Genomic DNA, 13,918 nt, shown 5'->3' with positions numbered 1-13,918 from the left:
TTTTTGTCTTCTGCAAAGCGTCGTATAGTCTGGCGCTGTCCAATCTAATCCGCAAAGTTTAATCAGGCTTTGTACAAAGCCAGTGACCATGCGTAGAGAAAGACGAAATATGGATTTAATCATTAAGCAGCATTGGATGGCTGTATCGGAATAAGTTTGATTTCGACCATGTTGGCTTTTTGGTTGAGCATACCATTGTGTTTTGGGATCAAACCAAATGGCAATATTCCCACGATTAATGAGAGCTCGGTTGTATGTGGGCCAATTGGTTGTACGGTAGATTTTAGGTGTAGGCTTATTCATCTCAAAATTATATTGTGGAATAAGCCTTTAGAGATAGGTTTGTGCAACAAAGCCTTTGGCATAAGAAAAAATTTAATAAAAAATTAATAAGTTTGGCATGGTGTAGTTTGGGCACAGTTATTTTGACGGGCTGTCAAAGTCCTGCTTTAGTTCAATCAACTTCTACTTCAGTACAACCATCAAAACAGCCTCAACGTGTGGTTTTTTTCTTGGGAGATGGAATGGGTATCACGACACTAACAGCTGTACGAATTTATGCTGTTGGTGAAGATTGCCAACTGCCAATAGATCAACTGCCAGAGTCAGCATTTGTTCGTACTTTCTCAGAAGTTGCACAGGTTACAGATAGCGCACCATCGATGGGTGCCTATATGACAGGTGTAAAAATGAAAAATGAAGTGATATCCATGCAGACTGGAACAATTGCAGTAGAACCAAATCAGACCGGAAATCATCAATGTGGAACCAATCCTCAGATCCAAAATAAGCAAGACACCCAAACTTTACTCGAATTGGCCAAAGCACGAGGTTGGGGTACAGGGGTAGTCACAACAACTCGCATTACGCATGCTACACCAGCATCGACTTATGCTCATATTTGTCATCGTGATGCTGAAAATGACATAGCATCCCAATTAGTACCAAGTTCGCAAGGTGATATCTATCAGCGTTATAACGTCAAATTAAAAGATGGGGTTGATGTGATTCTAGGCGGGGGTAAGCGTCAATTTCTGCCGAAAGATCAAGGGGGAGAACGGATAGACCAACGGAATTTGATCGCAGAAATGCAACAAGCAGGCTATCGAATGGTCTATGATCAAACTCAACTCTCCCAGATGAAGTTAGGAAAGATAACACTAAATATAAAAAAAATGGAATAAATAATTTACAAAGTTATTATTTTTAATCTGATGTTTGTTTTATATGGGGATGATAATAACTTCTGATTACTAGTTTTTACCTTAAATATAACGATTGAAAGATTCATTTAAAGGCTATGAATACATGAGTTTTACAGTTTGGCTAGGTCAGCATGAGTACTTTTCGCAAGATTTAAGATCGACCATGAACGTGATTAAGTTATAGGGGATTGATGAAATAGTTTTTATGAATTTCTGGCTTTCTGGGCTGATTTTATCAAATTCATGTCTATGCAAAATTGCGACATATTTCTCGTGCTGGTAGTTATCCAGAGTTTGGTCTGTATCTATCCATAGTGCAGACCTTTTTTTTGGTGATAGTTTTTTCTTAGCGATTTTCGATCTGGATGTAGTGATTTCACGCTTGCAGAACGTATCTTGGCGGTGATCCATCTAATATTCGTGATTATAAAGCGAGCTAATTCACAGGTTCTACAGATTATGTAGCGACTAACTATAAGTTGATGGTTGGCGCTTAGTTTATATTTACGCTTAGGTTTCAGTTAAAAAATCAATATTTTGTTGAATTCGTGATTGAATCATCTCTAGGGTAGATTCTCGAATTTGATGAGGATACAGGCGTTGCGCAATTTGACTAAATTGAAGTGCAATTTCATGCATGGCCAAGATGATCTCATCGACTTCTAGAGTAGTCAGATTCGCTTCTGAAGTACCGAGTTTATGTATGTCATTTCGAGAAATATTGAGCGCTTCTCCCATAATGTCCATTTGATGATAACCACCTGGACCTTCACAGAAGGTCACATCATAGGCTGGAGCCAATTTCCATTGACCATTTTTTGCCATGAGAAAAGAAAAATTCTTGGTATGGTCATCCCGATTATTGAAAAGTACATTAAACACAGCACGTTTAAAAGTATGCAGCCTTTCCGCACATCTTGCGTACACATCAAGGTTGCCCGAAGAAAATTGCGATAGTCTAGGCTACCTGGAACTTTATAGTCTGCTCCGGTATATGCAGCCAAACTCTGCATTGGAATCCGCATGCCATTTTGACGGTCGAATCGTTTAGAAGCAAAAGCCATTAAACCATTGGGCAAATTAAAAAAATGGGTGTCTGGAGTCTCGATTGCACAAAGTCGCAAACATTTTGCATAGACGGCTTCAATGGCGCAGACTTCAGGATACTCTTGCTGAGCAGGAAACTTAATCAGCCAGGCTTCATTTTGATCAGAAGCTTGCGTCGAAAACTCAAAATTGACAGGATTTCGGTAAACCAATGCTTTGGATCTGGCACCTTGGGGGGAGCCACCCATGACCAGCAAATGTTGTAAAAAATTCGCCACCTTCTCCTTTGAGGACTTCTTGGACTTCCTGTGCCAATTGCGGCAGGGGAATATTCTCTGAAGTTTGCATCTCTGCGACACAGGGTTCAAAGGAGAGAGCACCCATTGCATGGGTGCTAATATAAGTTAGACGTTCCAAAGGGCTGATTCGTGCCGGATGCAGTCCAATTTTTCGAAAATATCGATCCATTAATAACATGCCCCAACCATCCGGCAAAGCATCATAGACTGGACCAGGTAATCCCATTTGATAAGTAGGAAAACCCTGTCTCAGTGGTAGACCTTTTAAAGGGAGTAAATAAGAAGAGAGCTGAACACCTCGCTGTATTGCTTCTGGACTATATTCAAAAGCAATAGTGGGTCTACCTGTGGTGGCTGTTGAACTAATCAGCGTTCCCCATAACCATGATTCGCCCCAACCATTGTAATAAACATTAAGACTGTTGAGCATTATCCCTTCCTCTTAATACGCTGGTGCTTACTTTGACTTTCATAGCGTAGAATATCTTTTACACTGTTAAGCTGAGGTTGAAACAGCTCCTGAAGTTTGTTTAATCGACCCAAGACCATTGCAATACGGACTAAATTTTCAACAGATACATTTCGTGCCGCTTCAAGATTCGAAACCGTATTCACGCCGACACCAGCGCGTGCTGCAACCTCAGCTTGAGACATCTCCAAAAAGAGTCGTTGCTTACGTAAACGCTCACCTAAAAGCGTCACGACTTCTTCGGGTTTAGTGAAATATAAATCCATTAAATTGGGTCTTAAACTTTAATAATTTAATTAAACCACAAAATAATGGAATTAATTTATAGCTATAGTGTGGTTGAGGAGGGCTTTGTTGCACAGCACTTCGGAAGGTAGGTTTGGTCCTTGGGTATCGGTTACAGAAATTCATCAGGATGTACTTTGACTGATTGTTGATAAGGAAATCACAGTATTTTCATTTTTCCTTTTTGGTCACATTACTTAGAAAGGGTTCTTCGAAAAGTAGTTCATATTTTAAAAATCTTATAAATATTGAGGATTTTTTCTTAAATGCTTTCAACATAGCATGCGGCGATATGTAACTCGTACGGGCTTAATCTGCCTTTTAGTGTAAATTTTTTGGGCATGAGAGGGGCAGAGGTGTGGGGGCAAGCAATTTATATCGTGGATACTTCTAAATCATTTATGTAATAGAATGAGCTAAGCATGGATTTAGGGTAATAACACTAAATCTAAAAAAATTGGAAGAATAATTTATTAAATTATTGTTTTTATGTGGTTGTTAGTGAAGTTATGAATAATAATAACTTTTTTCTTGATGAGTTTTATCTAAAAAATTGATCGGATAATTTCTTTAAATGTCATGTATCCATAAATTTGACAGTTTGAAGATATCGGTATGTGCATTTTTCACAAGGTTAAAGATTGACCATAAATGTGATAAACGGTAGGGGATCATTGAAAAATGAATGGATTTAAACACTACATGTATGCAGGAAAAAATATCGCTGCGGTTCTGCTGACAGGCTGTATTGAGCATTGAATGCAAATGATGTAGTGATTGTCTACATGCTATAAGACCAGCATGATGAAGAATGAAATGTAGTTGCCAATATCTAACCTGGGTTGAAAAGTATAGCGTTGTTATTTGGAGAAGTGAGGTGAGCCATCCTTCTCTTATTCACTTAAAATGATACTTACTCAACTGATCTCCACTCATGGGCTGGTTCCAATTAGACGGATAATAACTTCCATCCCCTATTTTTACTTACCACATTTCTTGCATTTAATCCCTTCTTTGGAGATGTGATTCAGCATCACCGTTGCCAATTGAATCAAATCAATGGCATTGTTCGTTGGTTCAAGAAAAGCAGAAGAGGCTGCTTTATTGCAAAAGAGAACATTCGGATCAAATGGATTGGATTACACAAAAGCCATAAAATAGCCATAGATCAATTCACTTGCATGTAATCTGTAACATCCATTCAGGTCATCAGACATTGATTAATCACTAAACACCATAAATTTATGTATAGGCGAACTTTTTTGAGACATATGTTGATAAAAATGCGGCAAGTTACATTGCTTAAAGGTCTATCTAAGTTAACGATCTATTCAATTCTGGATAAGTAATCTGCATATTACGATCCTAAATTACCCGAAGAGTATTAAGATTTTTAAGAATCGTGTTTGTTGGTTTATTTGGGAAATTAATCAGTGGATTGAAGCAAAGATGATGGCTCATTAAGGATTGTGGGCTCTGACTACTTAAATTTTAGGTATTTTGAATAAAGGATATTTCAAAAATCTTAATTAATGGATTTAAATTACCATAAAAACCTTCAATATTGGCTTGAATCCATTGTTGTTGAGAGTCAATGCGAGACCAATCAATACCATAACCACAATGAGCAATCAGATGCTCAAAGAAAATCCGTTGTGTACGTCCATTACCTTCACGGAATGGGTGTATGACATTAAGCTCACAATACAAGTCGGCAAGTTGAGGAATCAGTTGTTGTGGTGCTAAGCCTTGAAAGTATTTTTTTTCTTGAAGCGGTTTGAGTAGTTTATTGGTTTCAATTTCAATACGGGAAAAATTACAAAAACGGGTGTCACCTTTGGAAATATCGATTTGTCTTAACTTTCCTGCCCAGTCGTATAAGTCGCCAAAGAGCTGCGCATGAATTGATTTTAAGTATTGTAAGTCGTAAGGTGGTTCAGCATATTCAATTAAGTTACTTGCCAATCCAGACAGTGCTAGTTCAGCTTGTTCTAAAATTTGTTCATCATGAATATTGAGTTTGTTCTTTAGGATATTTGTGCCAGGGTAACAATACAGGCTGTCACCCATTTCCCCATATTTATCCATACATGCACCTGACTAAGTTTCGGGTTGCGAATACTTCTTATATTTTTGCAAGATTTCAGCTTTACTTTGTTGAGTTGTTTGAGCTGTCGTTGTAATGCCTTCAAGCTTTAGGCTGGCTTGATAGTTTTGCGCACGTGTCGCTTGAATATATTTTTTTTTCTGTTCAGTGGTTCTGAGCATTTCGAAACTCCATTGATGCTACACGTGAAGTAAGTATAGCAGAGAATCTTTTTGATCAATGCTGCATACACAGCATTTCAAAATGTAATACAACGGTATTGTTTCATGTAATAACAGAAAACTAAAAAAAAGTGGAAGAATTTTTAAAATTTAGACCACCCATGATAAGTAAACCATATGTATTTGTTGATAATTGTAATTTTGAGAAAATTTAGTTGATAAATTAAATGAATTTTAATATACAAAGATATGCTCATTTTTTATATCGATAAAAATGTTAAAATTTGACTATTTAGTAAAAAATATAGAGATATTTATGGGGCAATTTATCATGCCCTTTTGCTTTGAGCGACAAAATGTTCAATTTAAGATAGTAAAAATTAACTCAGAACTACTGAAAATCAAAAAGATTAAACAGAGCCAGAAAGTAGTAGTACAAGCAAAGTTCAAAATAATCTATGTGAAAATTTGGCAAAAAATATTGCTATTAATGCAAACGGAGCCATGCTTACGTGTACATTCTAATTATGTTGCAATCTTACAGTTGATACATAATCTTGATGATTTTATCGAAAAATCACAGCAACACTTGTGCTTTGAGAGAAAAGCTCAGAAAGAGCTGGATGCTAAATTTTTTGCTAGATTTTTTAAGCTGACAAAGAGTTCAATAAAAGATCAACTTTTACCAAATTGTTCAGATCGTAATGAATTTAACCAATGCAATTTGATAAAAAATTAAGCGAAAGCGAATATGCCAAAGATTGAAACAGAAGAGCAATTCTTAGATTTAGCAGAAAAATTTAAACAAGATTATTGTCTATTACATGATGATGTTGTGAATACACAATTTGTCGATCTATCAGATGATTTACGTGAAAAAGCCCACGCTCTATATAAGGAAGCGCAACAGATATATGGCTATATATCTAGCTCTAGACAATTAGGTAAATATTATTTTCTAGCTTCTTTAAGTTATTTTGCATGTCCAGATACTAGTAATACACAAGAGCTGTCATCGCAACGTTATTTGATTCTACAAGCGAGTTTTTTAACATATCGGCAGTATCAAGAATTTGCAAAAATTGCTAAAGCTGAGAATAAGCAAAAACATGTTTGTGACCTCCTACGCTATGTCTCACGATATGTGCTGGATTCTAATAATGCTGAATTATTTCATGAATGTAGTAAGCTGCTAAATTGTTATGTCACGTACGAACGTAATTTGAAAAAAGAGGATCGTAATCAACTTTTTAATATTAAAAATTTCAAAAAAGTACAAGTCATAGAGTATTTATCGGCTCTATTAATAATTTTTAAAAGACTTGATGATCGTCGTGTTGTTCATCGTCAGCGTAAGTCAAAAAAAAGCAAAGTTTTGCAATGGCCAACTAAAATTGAACTCAAAAAATTTCGTGAAATAAAATCTGGTAAGTATGAAGATATCGGACATAACGCAAAGATCAGTTTTTATGATGCCTCTCTTCACAAAGATGAAGATGGTGAAATTGAGTTATTGGACATTGAAGTAGAATTATACTCAGAAGATGAAAAAACTAAAAATTTTAATCATTTAATTAGTGATTATACTGCATATTACACGCGGCATCGCCAACGCCGTCATGTGCCATTTATTACAAATCCTTATTATTTAGCACCAGATGTACTGAAGCAAATTGTTTATGTGTTGAGAACTGAGTTAAATGCGGACTGGGATAAGGCTGCAATCGCTGCCGCATGTTTATTGTCACTTTTGACTGGATTATCTCCCATAGCACTGATGGATTTTAACGAGCTCATACAAGATGGTGTTTTGATCCAGAATGGTTCAAGAAAACGACGGGAATATTTACTTAATTTAAATTTGAAAGTTACCGAGCAGAAAATTAAGAGTTTAAAGCCTGTGCGTTGGAATGAAGAGATGACTCACCAACTACATCTACCTGCGGCATGGTTTGACTACATAGAACAAGCATCGAATCCAAAGATCTCTTCAGGAGATATTAATTCCGAACTTAAGAAGTGGTTTGCTAATCAGTATGTGGGTACTATCACCGTTGAAAAACTTCAGGCCCAATTATATTTTCATATATATTATGAAACCTATAATGAATATCTTACTCATGTGATTGCGAGGCGGGATATCAAGCATGATGTGCCAGGTATTTATTACGGAGGACTTCCCAAAGCTCAGCTTGATAGCAGCTATTTAGCTTTTTTGGAATCAGCACTTACACCACATTCTAAGGAACTTACAGAAGACACGGCTGAACTCAAAATATTACAACAACAATTCAAAGTGCAATCTGCATCTAAAGGGAGGGTAGGGAGTCAACTGGCACTTGAACCCAGTTTTGTGAAAGAGTAATTTGCTTTTTTACATAGACATTGCCAAGAAAATATTCAAAAAGATCAACATATCATTAATCAATTGAATGCATACGCGTGTTGGATGTGGCATGTTAGCTTGCTAAGCATGGCCAGACGGCCTAATAAAAATCTGTTGGGGAATTTGGAAGATTATTGTTTTGAGCTTAAAATTCTATATGTAAACGATAAAAAGAATAGCAAGGTAAGAAAGGATGGACGATTTATCCCGCTATCCGATTTCTTCTTAAAAGCACTGCAAAATTACACTGTATTTTTAAAACAAATAATTGAACTGTATAGCCCACTTTTAAAACAAGTATTTGCAAAGAAAAAAATTGCGCTCAATGACTTATTCGGAAAGGTCATTGATAGTAAAGATATCTTGCCGATAACTGTCAAAGAGTGGCAGAGCAGGAAAGTTAAGTTAATCCCTTTATCTCGAAACTGGGTAAATTTATATATGGAAGGAATCTTTCCAAAGAATATGTATTCGAATTGGTTACGTCATTTTGATATGAATTTTTTGATGTATGCAGAAGAAAAAGAAGAAAAAAAAACTGCTTTAGCATTCCATTTAATTCAGGCTCTTTATGGTCATGACCAACGTGACCGAGAGGCTTTTCATCCGTATTCTTCACTTATTCCGAATGTCTATGTACAGCAAGTCCGCCAGCAATTGCAAGATAATGTCAAATCTTTATCGATTAAACACTTAGAGCGAAAATAGTTGTATGCAAAAAATCAAAGAACTAATAAAACCACAACTAGACGGTCTATTTGTTGATATTCAGAAATTGGTGAAAAAGTCGCAAGAAAGACAGCCTTCTTTACCTGAAGTATTGACGCAAGACATGCAGCAAAAACTTGATCAGCAGATCGCCGAAAAATGGCATGACATTAAAGATAGTGTTGATTGTTTGAGTCAAAAATTGAGCCGAGATGAACAATCTAAACTGATGCAATTTACTGAAGATGAATTTAATAAAAGAAGAAGGCAATTCAACCAGAATGTAGATAAAAAATCATACAGAATTAGGCTAAATCCACATACTAAACGGATCGTACTGCCTAGAAAAATTGAGAGTACGGAGTCACGGTTAAAACAAGGGCAGTTACATGCCCAGGTACTCAATGCTTTGAAAGCATATTGGAAAGATTCACTTGGATATTGGGATGACCCTAAATATTTGTGGGGGGATTTATGCTTAAGTTTTATATATATTTCAGGCTGTGCAGATGAACAGCATCTGGTTGCTATTCAGCAGCAATTGCAGGAGGCCGTTGAGCTTGGTACAGATCTGAATTGTTTTCGGTTATACCATTCGGACTACAAAAAAATCACTAATCCATTGTTACTACATTATCGTGTTGAAAACTCTCAATATGGCAACGATGTAGAACAGAGAAAGTTGTACCAATGGAAGCATGTTTTTTTTAACTCATATGCTCAGTTCATCTTGCAATATTTAAAAAAGTTGAAAGCTACTCATAAAGAATATCGTCTGCAACAATCAATTGAAGATTGTATTCTGGAAAGCTTGAGTCGCATGGGACGAAACAAAAGTTTGGGCGATCTGCAATATCAAATTAAACGCCGTGGATTTCGTGCATTTAATGATGTGCAAATGGTACTTGAATTTAATCCAAACCTTAGCCTAGATATATTTTTAAGTAATGTACTTCAGCAAGAGATTAATACTGTCGCCTTACGGCCATCCGAATTTAGATTGCTATGGAGTAATGAACGTAATCAAGTCATGGAACTAGAGAATAGCCCTATTCATTTTGAACAAGAGCAGTTACATCCTGAAGTTCCGACGGCTCAAAGCAAATTACAAACGATTCCGTATGAGTTGATGTTGTTTGATCAAAAGAAACGTAAAGGTCAAAAAGTTGAGCGCTTAGATAAAAAGAGGAATAAAGAAGAACGCACGCTACGTTTTTGGCAAGAAATCAGAAGGGTGTTAGAGGAGAAGATGCGTGATGCAAATACGGAAGAAAAGTCTTTAATTGAAGCCCAATTACGCTTAATTCACTGGTTAGTGCATTTAAAAAAAAGAGGGCTTCAATTATCAACTATTGAAAGCTACTTAGGATCATTTGCTAAAGAATTTATATTTGAAATTTGGCTTAATAAATTGGATTTAAAACAACAATCCATTGATGATTATGAAGATTTATATCGACAGTTGTTGAAATATAGCAGTGAACGAGATGCACAAGCAACTCAACGTGAAGCTGTTAAAGGAAAAACCTCTCGTAAGATGCACCAAACAGCAGAATACCGTTTTGGTCGCCTAAAAGATTTTCATCAATTTTGTATAGATAATTTTAATGCACCAGAGGTATTGGTGTTACAGAATTCAAGTTTTAAGCATTTACAAATTTGCAATGCACGCCTAGTAAGCCCTTTGTTATTTGGCAAGCTATTGGAAAAACTAGAACATTTAAGTCAAGAGCCAACGGCATCAGAGTGGGTCGATCATCTGAGTTGTTTAAAGCTGATGTATTTACTGAGTTATAGAACTGGACTCCGATTAAATGAAGTTCGTTGTCTTAAAATACAAGATATTATTTGCCCAGAGTTACTTTATAAAGAAAAAGAAAATACAGCTTTTAATAATATCACGCTTCATATTCAGAACAATTCATATCGCCGTCTGAAAACGCAAAGTGCAAATCGTCAAATACCATTGAAAATTGCCTTGTCAGAACATGAGTTTTTAGTAGTACAACATTACATACAACATCGTTATGAACAATATTTGTTTAATCAGCAGGATGATCTACTTTTTAGTGTTAATCATCGTGTATTAACGGATCAATGTATCAGCAAAATTACAGTAGAGTTGTTTAACCAAATATTAGGTATGCATCATGGCTTTAGTTTTCATACGTTGCGCCACAGTGCTGCTAACTATCTAGCAATAACTTTGCTGGGCTCAAAAGAAATGATTAAAACATATACAGATTGTCCTTGGGTAAAAGCAAAAAAGATGCGTGATTTATTGTTTGGTGTTAAAGCACGTGCTCATGAAGAGATTATTCAACATAAATGGCAGGTGCTTGCCTCTTGGATGGGGCATAGCAGTATTGAACAAACGGCTTCAAATTATCTTCATGTTTTGGATTTATTAGCAGTCGATCGAATTTACAATTCGCCGTGTATCATTTCAAAAAAAGTCCTAGAACAGTGTTTTGGTCCAGTGAATTCAAGTACAGAGTACATAAACTTAAATCGTTATACTCAGCAGCAGAAATGGTTTAACTCTTATCAGCAAACACAGCCAGTTATGATTGCTGGTCGACAAGAAAAGAAGTTTAGTATCGAGAAGAGTACTCTGACGCCTTTTCAACGTTTGATAAGTTTAAGAGATGGCCGTTCAAGCGAAGATATTCAAGCACAAGAATGGATGCAGCGATGTCAATTTATGAGCACTAAATGGATGGACCCCAAAAATTTTAATTTAAAAACGAAATATGTTAGTAATAAAAATTTAGATGGGGGTTGGTTTGATGAGCTTTACAACAAAGCTAAGAAACTGAAACGTTCTGATGAAATAATTCCTCTCTTTGATTTGCATAACCAACATGATAAGGGGAAAGATATACCTAAAGAGTTGAACGTGGTCAATGCACTTAAGGTATTATTATTATTTGGAAAATTACGTAAAAACTTTCTACATTTTCAATGCATAAAGAAAGATGATGAGCAACAAATTGCTAATTTTATTGCTGGTATAGAGCCAATTATTGGAGATCACCTAAATTTAGACAAACAGAATTATCCAGTCAATCTGGAAGTGCTTGAGAGAACAGTTAAATTTAGTTTTCAAAGAGTTGTTGGCCATAATAAAAAAAATGTTACTCTACTGGTTATATTTAATTTAATGTTAAAAATCATGCAAGAAGATGAACTTTGGTTAAAATAGCCTAAGCAGTTTAAAAAGGGGAATTTAAAAGTTTTAGCATCACAGTTTGATTACTGGATTTTAAACAATAGTGTGAAGATTAGCGCTTTGGTAAATCGATGAGCTAAAGTGTTGTAGTCCAAACTCGATCTGACAGTTACCCATTTTTGAGCTGTTGATTAATTTATCAAAAAAAATCAAGCCACCCACGGGTGGTTTTTTGTTGCGACATTTCACCAGTAACTAACTTTCTTAATGTGAATCATGCTAAGGCAGCGAATGAAGGGAAGCCGTTAGTTGTATTGATGGCACCACAAGAGAAAGATCGTTCGAAGGCTCAAAACCGTTTGTACTGGATTGGCTTAATCAATGGGCTAAAAGTCAAGGTAAAGATAAAGATTACGAGCATCTGTTCTTTAAGAAAAACTTCTTAGCAAAAATCTATGATTGCGATGACGTTGGCCAATACAAGAAAACATTCAAGGCTGTAAGAGAGTTGAAAGATTCTAATCATCCTCTCTACCAAGATGTAGCAAGTGGCCTATGTGAGCTAATGAGCACTACAGACGCAAGTACAGTTCAATTAACCGAATACTTAAACGACATTCATGCTTTCTGTAATAAAAACGGGTGTTATTTGGAAACGCCTGATGATCTTAAGTAGGTGCTTGAATAGTTGCTGATTTCATATTATTAATGTCTCTCACTTTATAAAATGAGAAACTAACAAATGGTAATGAATAATATTGAATATGATGCGGTGGTTGAAAGTGCGAAAATCAAAGCGAAAAGCGATATAACAGTAGCGGTTTTAAATAATGCAGCAAGTACGGGTTTAGTTGCAATTAATGATGCAAGTAAAGAAAAGCTTATTAGAGTTTATCAAAAAACTGCATGATCAGATTGATGAATAATATGAACCGCCCTTAAAGCGGTTTTTTATTGCTAGTAGAATATTTAAGGTACCTTTTCTAATAGGCGGCGAATTCAAACATGAGGTGCGACAGTTTGAAAAGTCTTATGATAATCAACAAGCTGAGCAAATTTCTCTAATGGTGTAAGCCAATCTAACGCTTTTCTAGGACGAGTATTCAGTGACATGGCAACTTGATTTAAATAATGCTGATCTGCCTGATTTAAATCAATCCCTTTAGGTAAATATTGCCTAATTAAACCATTCATATTTTCGCATGTGCCTTTTTGCCAAGGTGAATGTGGGTCACAGAAATATACATCTATGCCTAAATCTTCTTCGAGTATTTTATGTTCTGACATCTCGCGTCCACGGTCATAGGTCAACGTTTTACGCAGTTCTGCAGGTAAATATTTCAGAGCTTCAGTTAAAGCCTTGCGCACTGATTCTGCCTTTGCATCAGGTAATGTTGCCAAGATACAGAGCCGTGTATTTCGTTCAATAAGTGTTGCTATCGAACTTTTATTGTCTTTACCTTTAATTAAATCAGCTTCCCAATGACCCGGTATTTTTCTTTCTTGAACTTCGGCTGGGCGCTCATGAATAGTTTTAATATCCTGTAATATAGAATCTTTTTTAGGTTCACCGTTAGCTTTTCGCTTTTTATTTTCATGACGCAGACAGGATAATAAGTCTTTTTTCAACTCACCCTTGGGTAATGCTCGTATCGTTGAATAAATCGTTGTATGGCTTACATTCATTGTTTGATCCAAATCAGGAAATGTCTTTAAACGCTTTGCTATTTGCTGAGGAGACCATAAACAACGGATCGCTTCAACAATAAATTTCCAGAGGATTGAATCGATTTTGAGTTTTCTGTGACCACGTCTACGTCTAGCGAAGGTGTTATCAGAAGCATATCGAGCTTGATAAACGTCATTGATGCTATTTCTTTTAAGCTCACGATAGATCGTACTAGGATGTCTTTTAATGAGTTCAGCAAATTTTCTGGCTGAAAAGCCTTCTTTTCTTGACTCAAGCATTAATGCAGTACGATCTTCAAAGTTAAGATGATGGTATGACAATTTTATATACTCCATAAACCCTTTAAATTAATTAGGTGGTTTATGTCGCACTTCAAGTTTTACTCTGCC

8 protein-coding genes and 5 pseudogenes are annotated in these 13,918 nt (G+C 35.9%); 6 read left to right on the top strand and 7 right to left on the bottom strand.

The window, feature by feature from the left end; all coding sequences use genetic code 11:
• Positions 1 to 303 (bottom strand): transposase (locus MKL51_RS08100; protein ID WP_270904250.1); only part of this gene is annotated, 303 nt, incomplete at its 3' end.
• A gap of 221 nt (positions 304 to 524) precedes the next feature.
• On the opposite strand from MKL51_RS08100, the pseudogene MKL51_RS08095 reads away from it, so the two are divergent.
• Positions 525 to 1,154 (top strand): annotated as a pseudogene (locus tag MKL51_RS08095) (alkaline phosphatase); the annotation flags it as partial.
• Between the two features lie 561 nt (positions 1,155 to 1,715).
• Here MKL51_RS08095 and MKL51_RS08090 read toward each other — a convergent pair.
• The 5 genes and pseudogenes from MKL51_RS08090 to MKL51_RS08075 form a co-directional block, all read right to left on the bottom strand.
• A pseudogene (locus MKL51_RS08090) lies at positions 1,716 to 2,981 on the bottom strand (type II toxin-antitoxin system HipA family toxin).
• On the bottom strand, positions 2,981 to 3,286 hold the full coding sequence (locus tag MKL51_RS08085) for a helix-turn-helix domain-containing protein (RefSeq protein ID WP_005130167.1): 306 nt from the start codon (positions 3,284 to 3,286) through the stop codon (positions 2,981 to 2,983). The pseudogene MKL51_RS08090 and the gene MKL51_RS08085 overlap by 1 nt, the downstream one beginning before the upstream one ends.
• A 916-nt stretch (positions 3,287 to 4,202) precedes the next feature.
• A pseudogene (locus MKL51_RS20985) lies at positions 4,203 to 4,459 on the bottom strand (hypothetical protein).
• Between the two features lie 337 nt (positions 4,460 to 4,796).
• On the bottom strand, positions 4,797 to 5,393 hold the full coding sequence (locus MKL51_RS08080; RefSeq protein WP_002125876.1) for a putative adenosine monophosphate-protein transferase Fic: 597 nt from the start codon (positions 5,391 to 5,393) through the stop codon (positions 4,797 to 4,799).
• 12 nt (positions 5,394 to 5,405) lie between these two features.
• Positions 5,406 to 5,573, bottom strand: a complete 168-nt coding sequence (locus MKL51_RS08075; RefSeq protein ID WP_002125865.1) for a YhfG family protein — start codon at positions 5,571 to 5,573, stop codon at positions 5,406 to 5,408.
• Positions 5,574 to 5,847: 274 nt separating this feature from the next.
• Between MKL51_RS08075 and MKL51_RS08070 the strand changes: the two genes are divergently transcribed.
• The 5 genes and pseudogenes from MKL51_RS08070 to MKL51_RS08050 all read left to right on the top strand — a co-directional run bounded on the left by MKL51_RS08070 (position 5,848) and on the right by MKL51_RS08050 (position 12,749).
• Positions 5,848 to 6,312: a hypothetical protein gene (locus tag MKL51_RS08070; protein ID WP_000911011.1), complete on the top strand. Its 465-nt coding sequence runs from the start codon at positions 5,848 to 5,850 to the stop codon at positions 6,310 to 6,312.
• Between the two features lie 12 nt (positions 6,313 to 6,324).
• Positions 6,325 to 8,667: pseudogene (locus tag MKL51_RS08065) on the top strand (hypothetical protein).
• 4 nt (positions 8,668 to 8,671) lie between these two features.
• Entirely contained in the window at positions 8,672 to 11,872 is a 3,201-nt protein-coding gene (locus tag MKL51_RS08060) for a site-specific integrase (protein ID WP_002125867.1), read from the top strand.
• A gap of 191 nt (positions 11,873 to 12,063) precedes the next feature.
• A pseudogene (locus tag MKL51_RS08055) lies at positions 12,064 to 12,515 on the top strand (hypothetical protein).
• Between the two features lie 72 nt (positions 12,516 to 12,587).
• A complete protein-coding gene (locus tag MKL51_RS08050; protein ID WP_162137887.1) occupies positions 12,588 to 12,749 on the top strand; it encodes a hypothetical protein in 162 nt (53 codons plus the stop codon).
• Positions 12,750 to 12,838: 89 nt separating this feature from the next.
• On the opposite strand, the gene MKL51_RS08045 is transcribed toward MKL51_RS08050, so the two are convergent.
• Positions 12,839 to 13,864, bottom strand: coding sequence for an IS30-like element ISAba125 family transposase (locus tag MKL51_RS08045; RefSeq protein WP_079265503.1), 1,026 nt, complete (start codon positions 13,862 to 13,864; stop codon positions 12,839 to 12,841).
• Between the last annotated feature and the right edge of the window lie 54 nt (positions 13,865 to 13,918).

Origin of the sequence: Acinetobacter sp. AOR18_HL (assembly GCF_027855145.1) — a bacterium.
GTDB classification, from domain to species: domain Bacteria; phylum Pseudomonadota; class Gammaproteobacteria; order Pseudomonadales; family Moraxellaceae; genus Acinetobacter; species Acinetobacter pittii.
Note: the sequence above shows the minus strand (reverse complement) of the source record. Positions and strands in the feature narration are given on the sequence as shown.

Bases quoted from the DNA above. Each gene is read 5' to 3' on its own strand.
- MKL51_RS08060 (WP_002125867.1), top strand. From the start codon at position 8,672: ATGCAAAAAATCAAAGAACTAATAAAACCACAACTAGACGGTCTATTT.
- MKL51_RS08045 (WP_079265503.1), bottom strand. From the start codon at position 13,864: ATGGAGTATATAAAATTGTCATACCATCATCTTAACTTTGAAGATCGT.
- MKL51_RS08070 (WP_000911011.1), top strand. From the start codon at position 5,848: ATGTTAAAATTTGACTATTTAGTAAAAAATATAGAGATATTTATGGGG.
- MKL51_RS08075 (WP_002125865.1), bottom strand. From the start codon at position 5,573: ATGCTCAGAACCACTGAACAGAAAAAAAAATATATTCAAGCGACACGT.
- MKL51_RS08085 (WP_005130167.1), bottom strand. From the start codon at position 3,286: ATGGATTTATATTTCACTAAACCCGAAGAAGTCGTGACGCTTTTAGGT.
- MKL51_RS08050 (WP_162137887.1), top strand. From the start codon at position 12,588: ATGAATAATATTGAATATGATGCGGTGGTTGAAAGTGCGAAAATCAAA.
- MKL51_RS08080 (WP_002125876.1), bottom strand. From the start codon at position 5,393: ATGGATAAATATGGGGAAATGGGTGACAGCCTGTATTGTTACCCTGGC.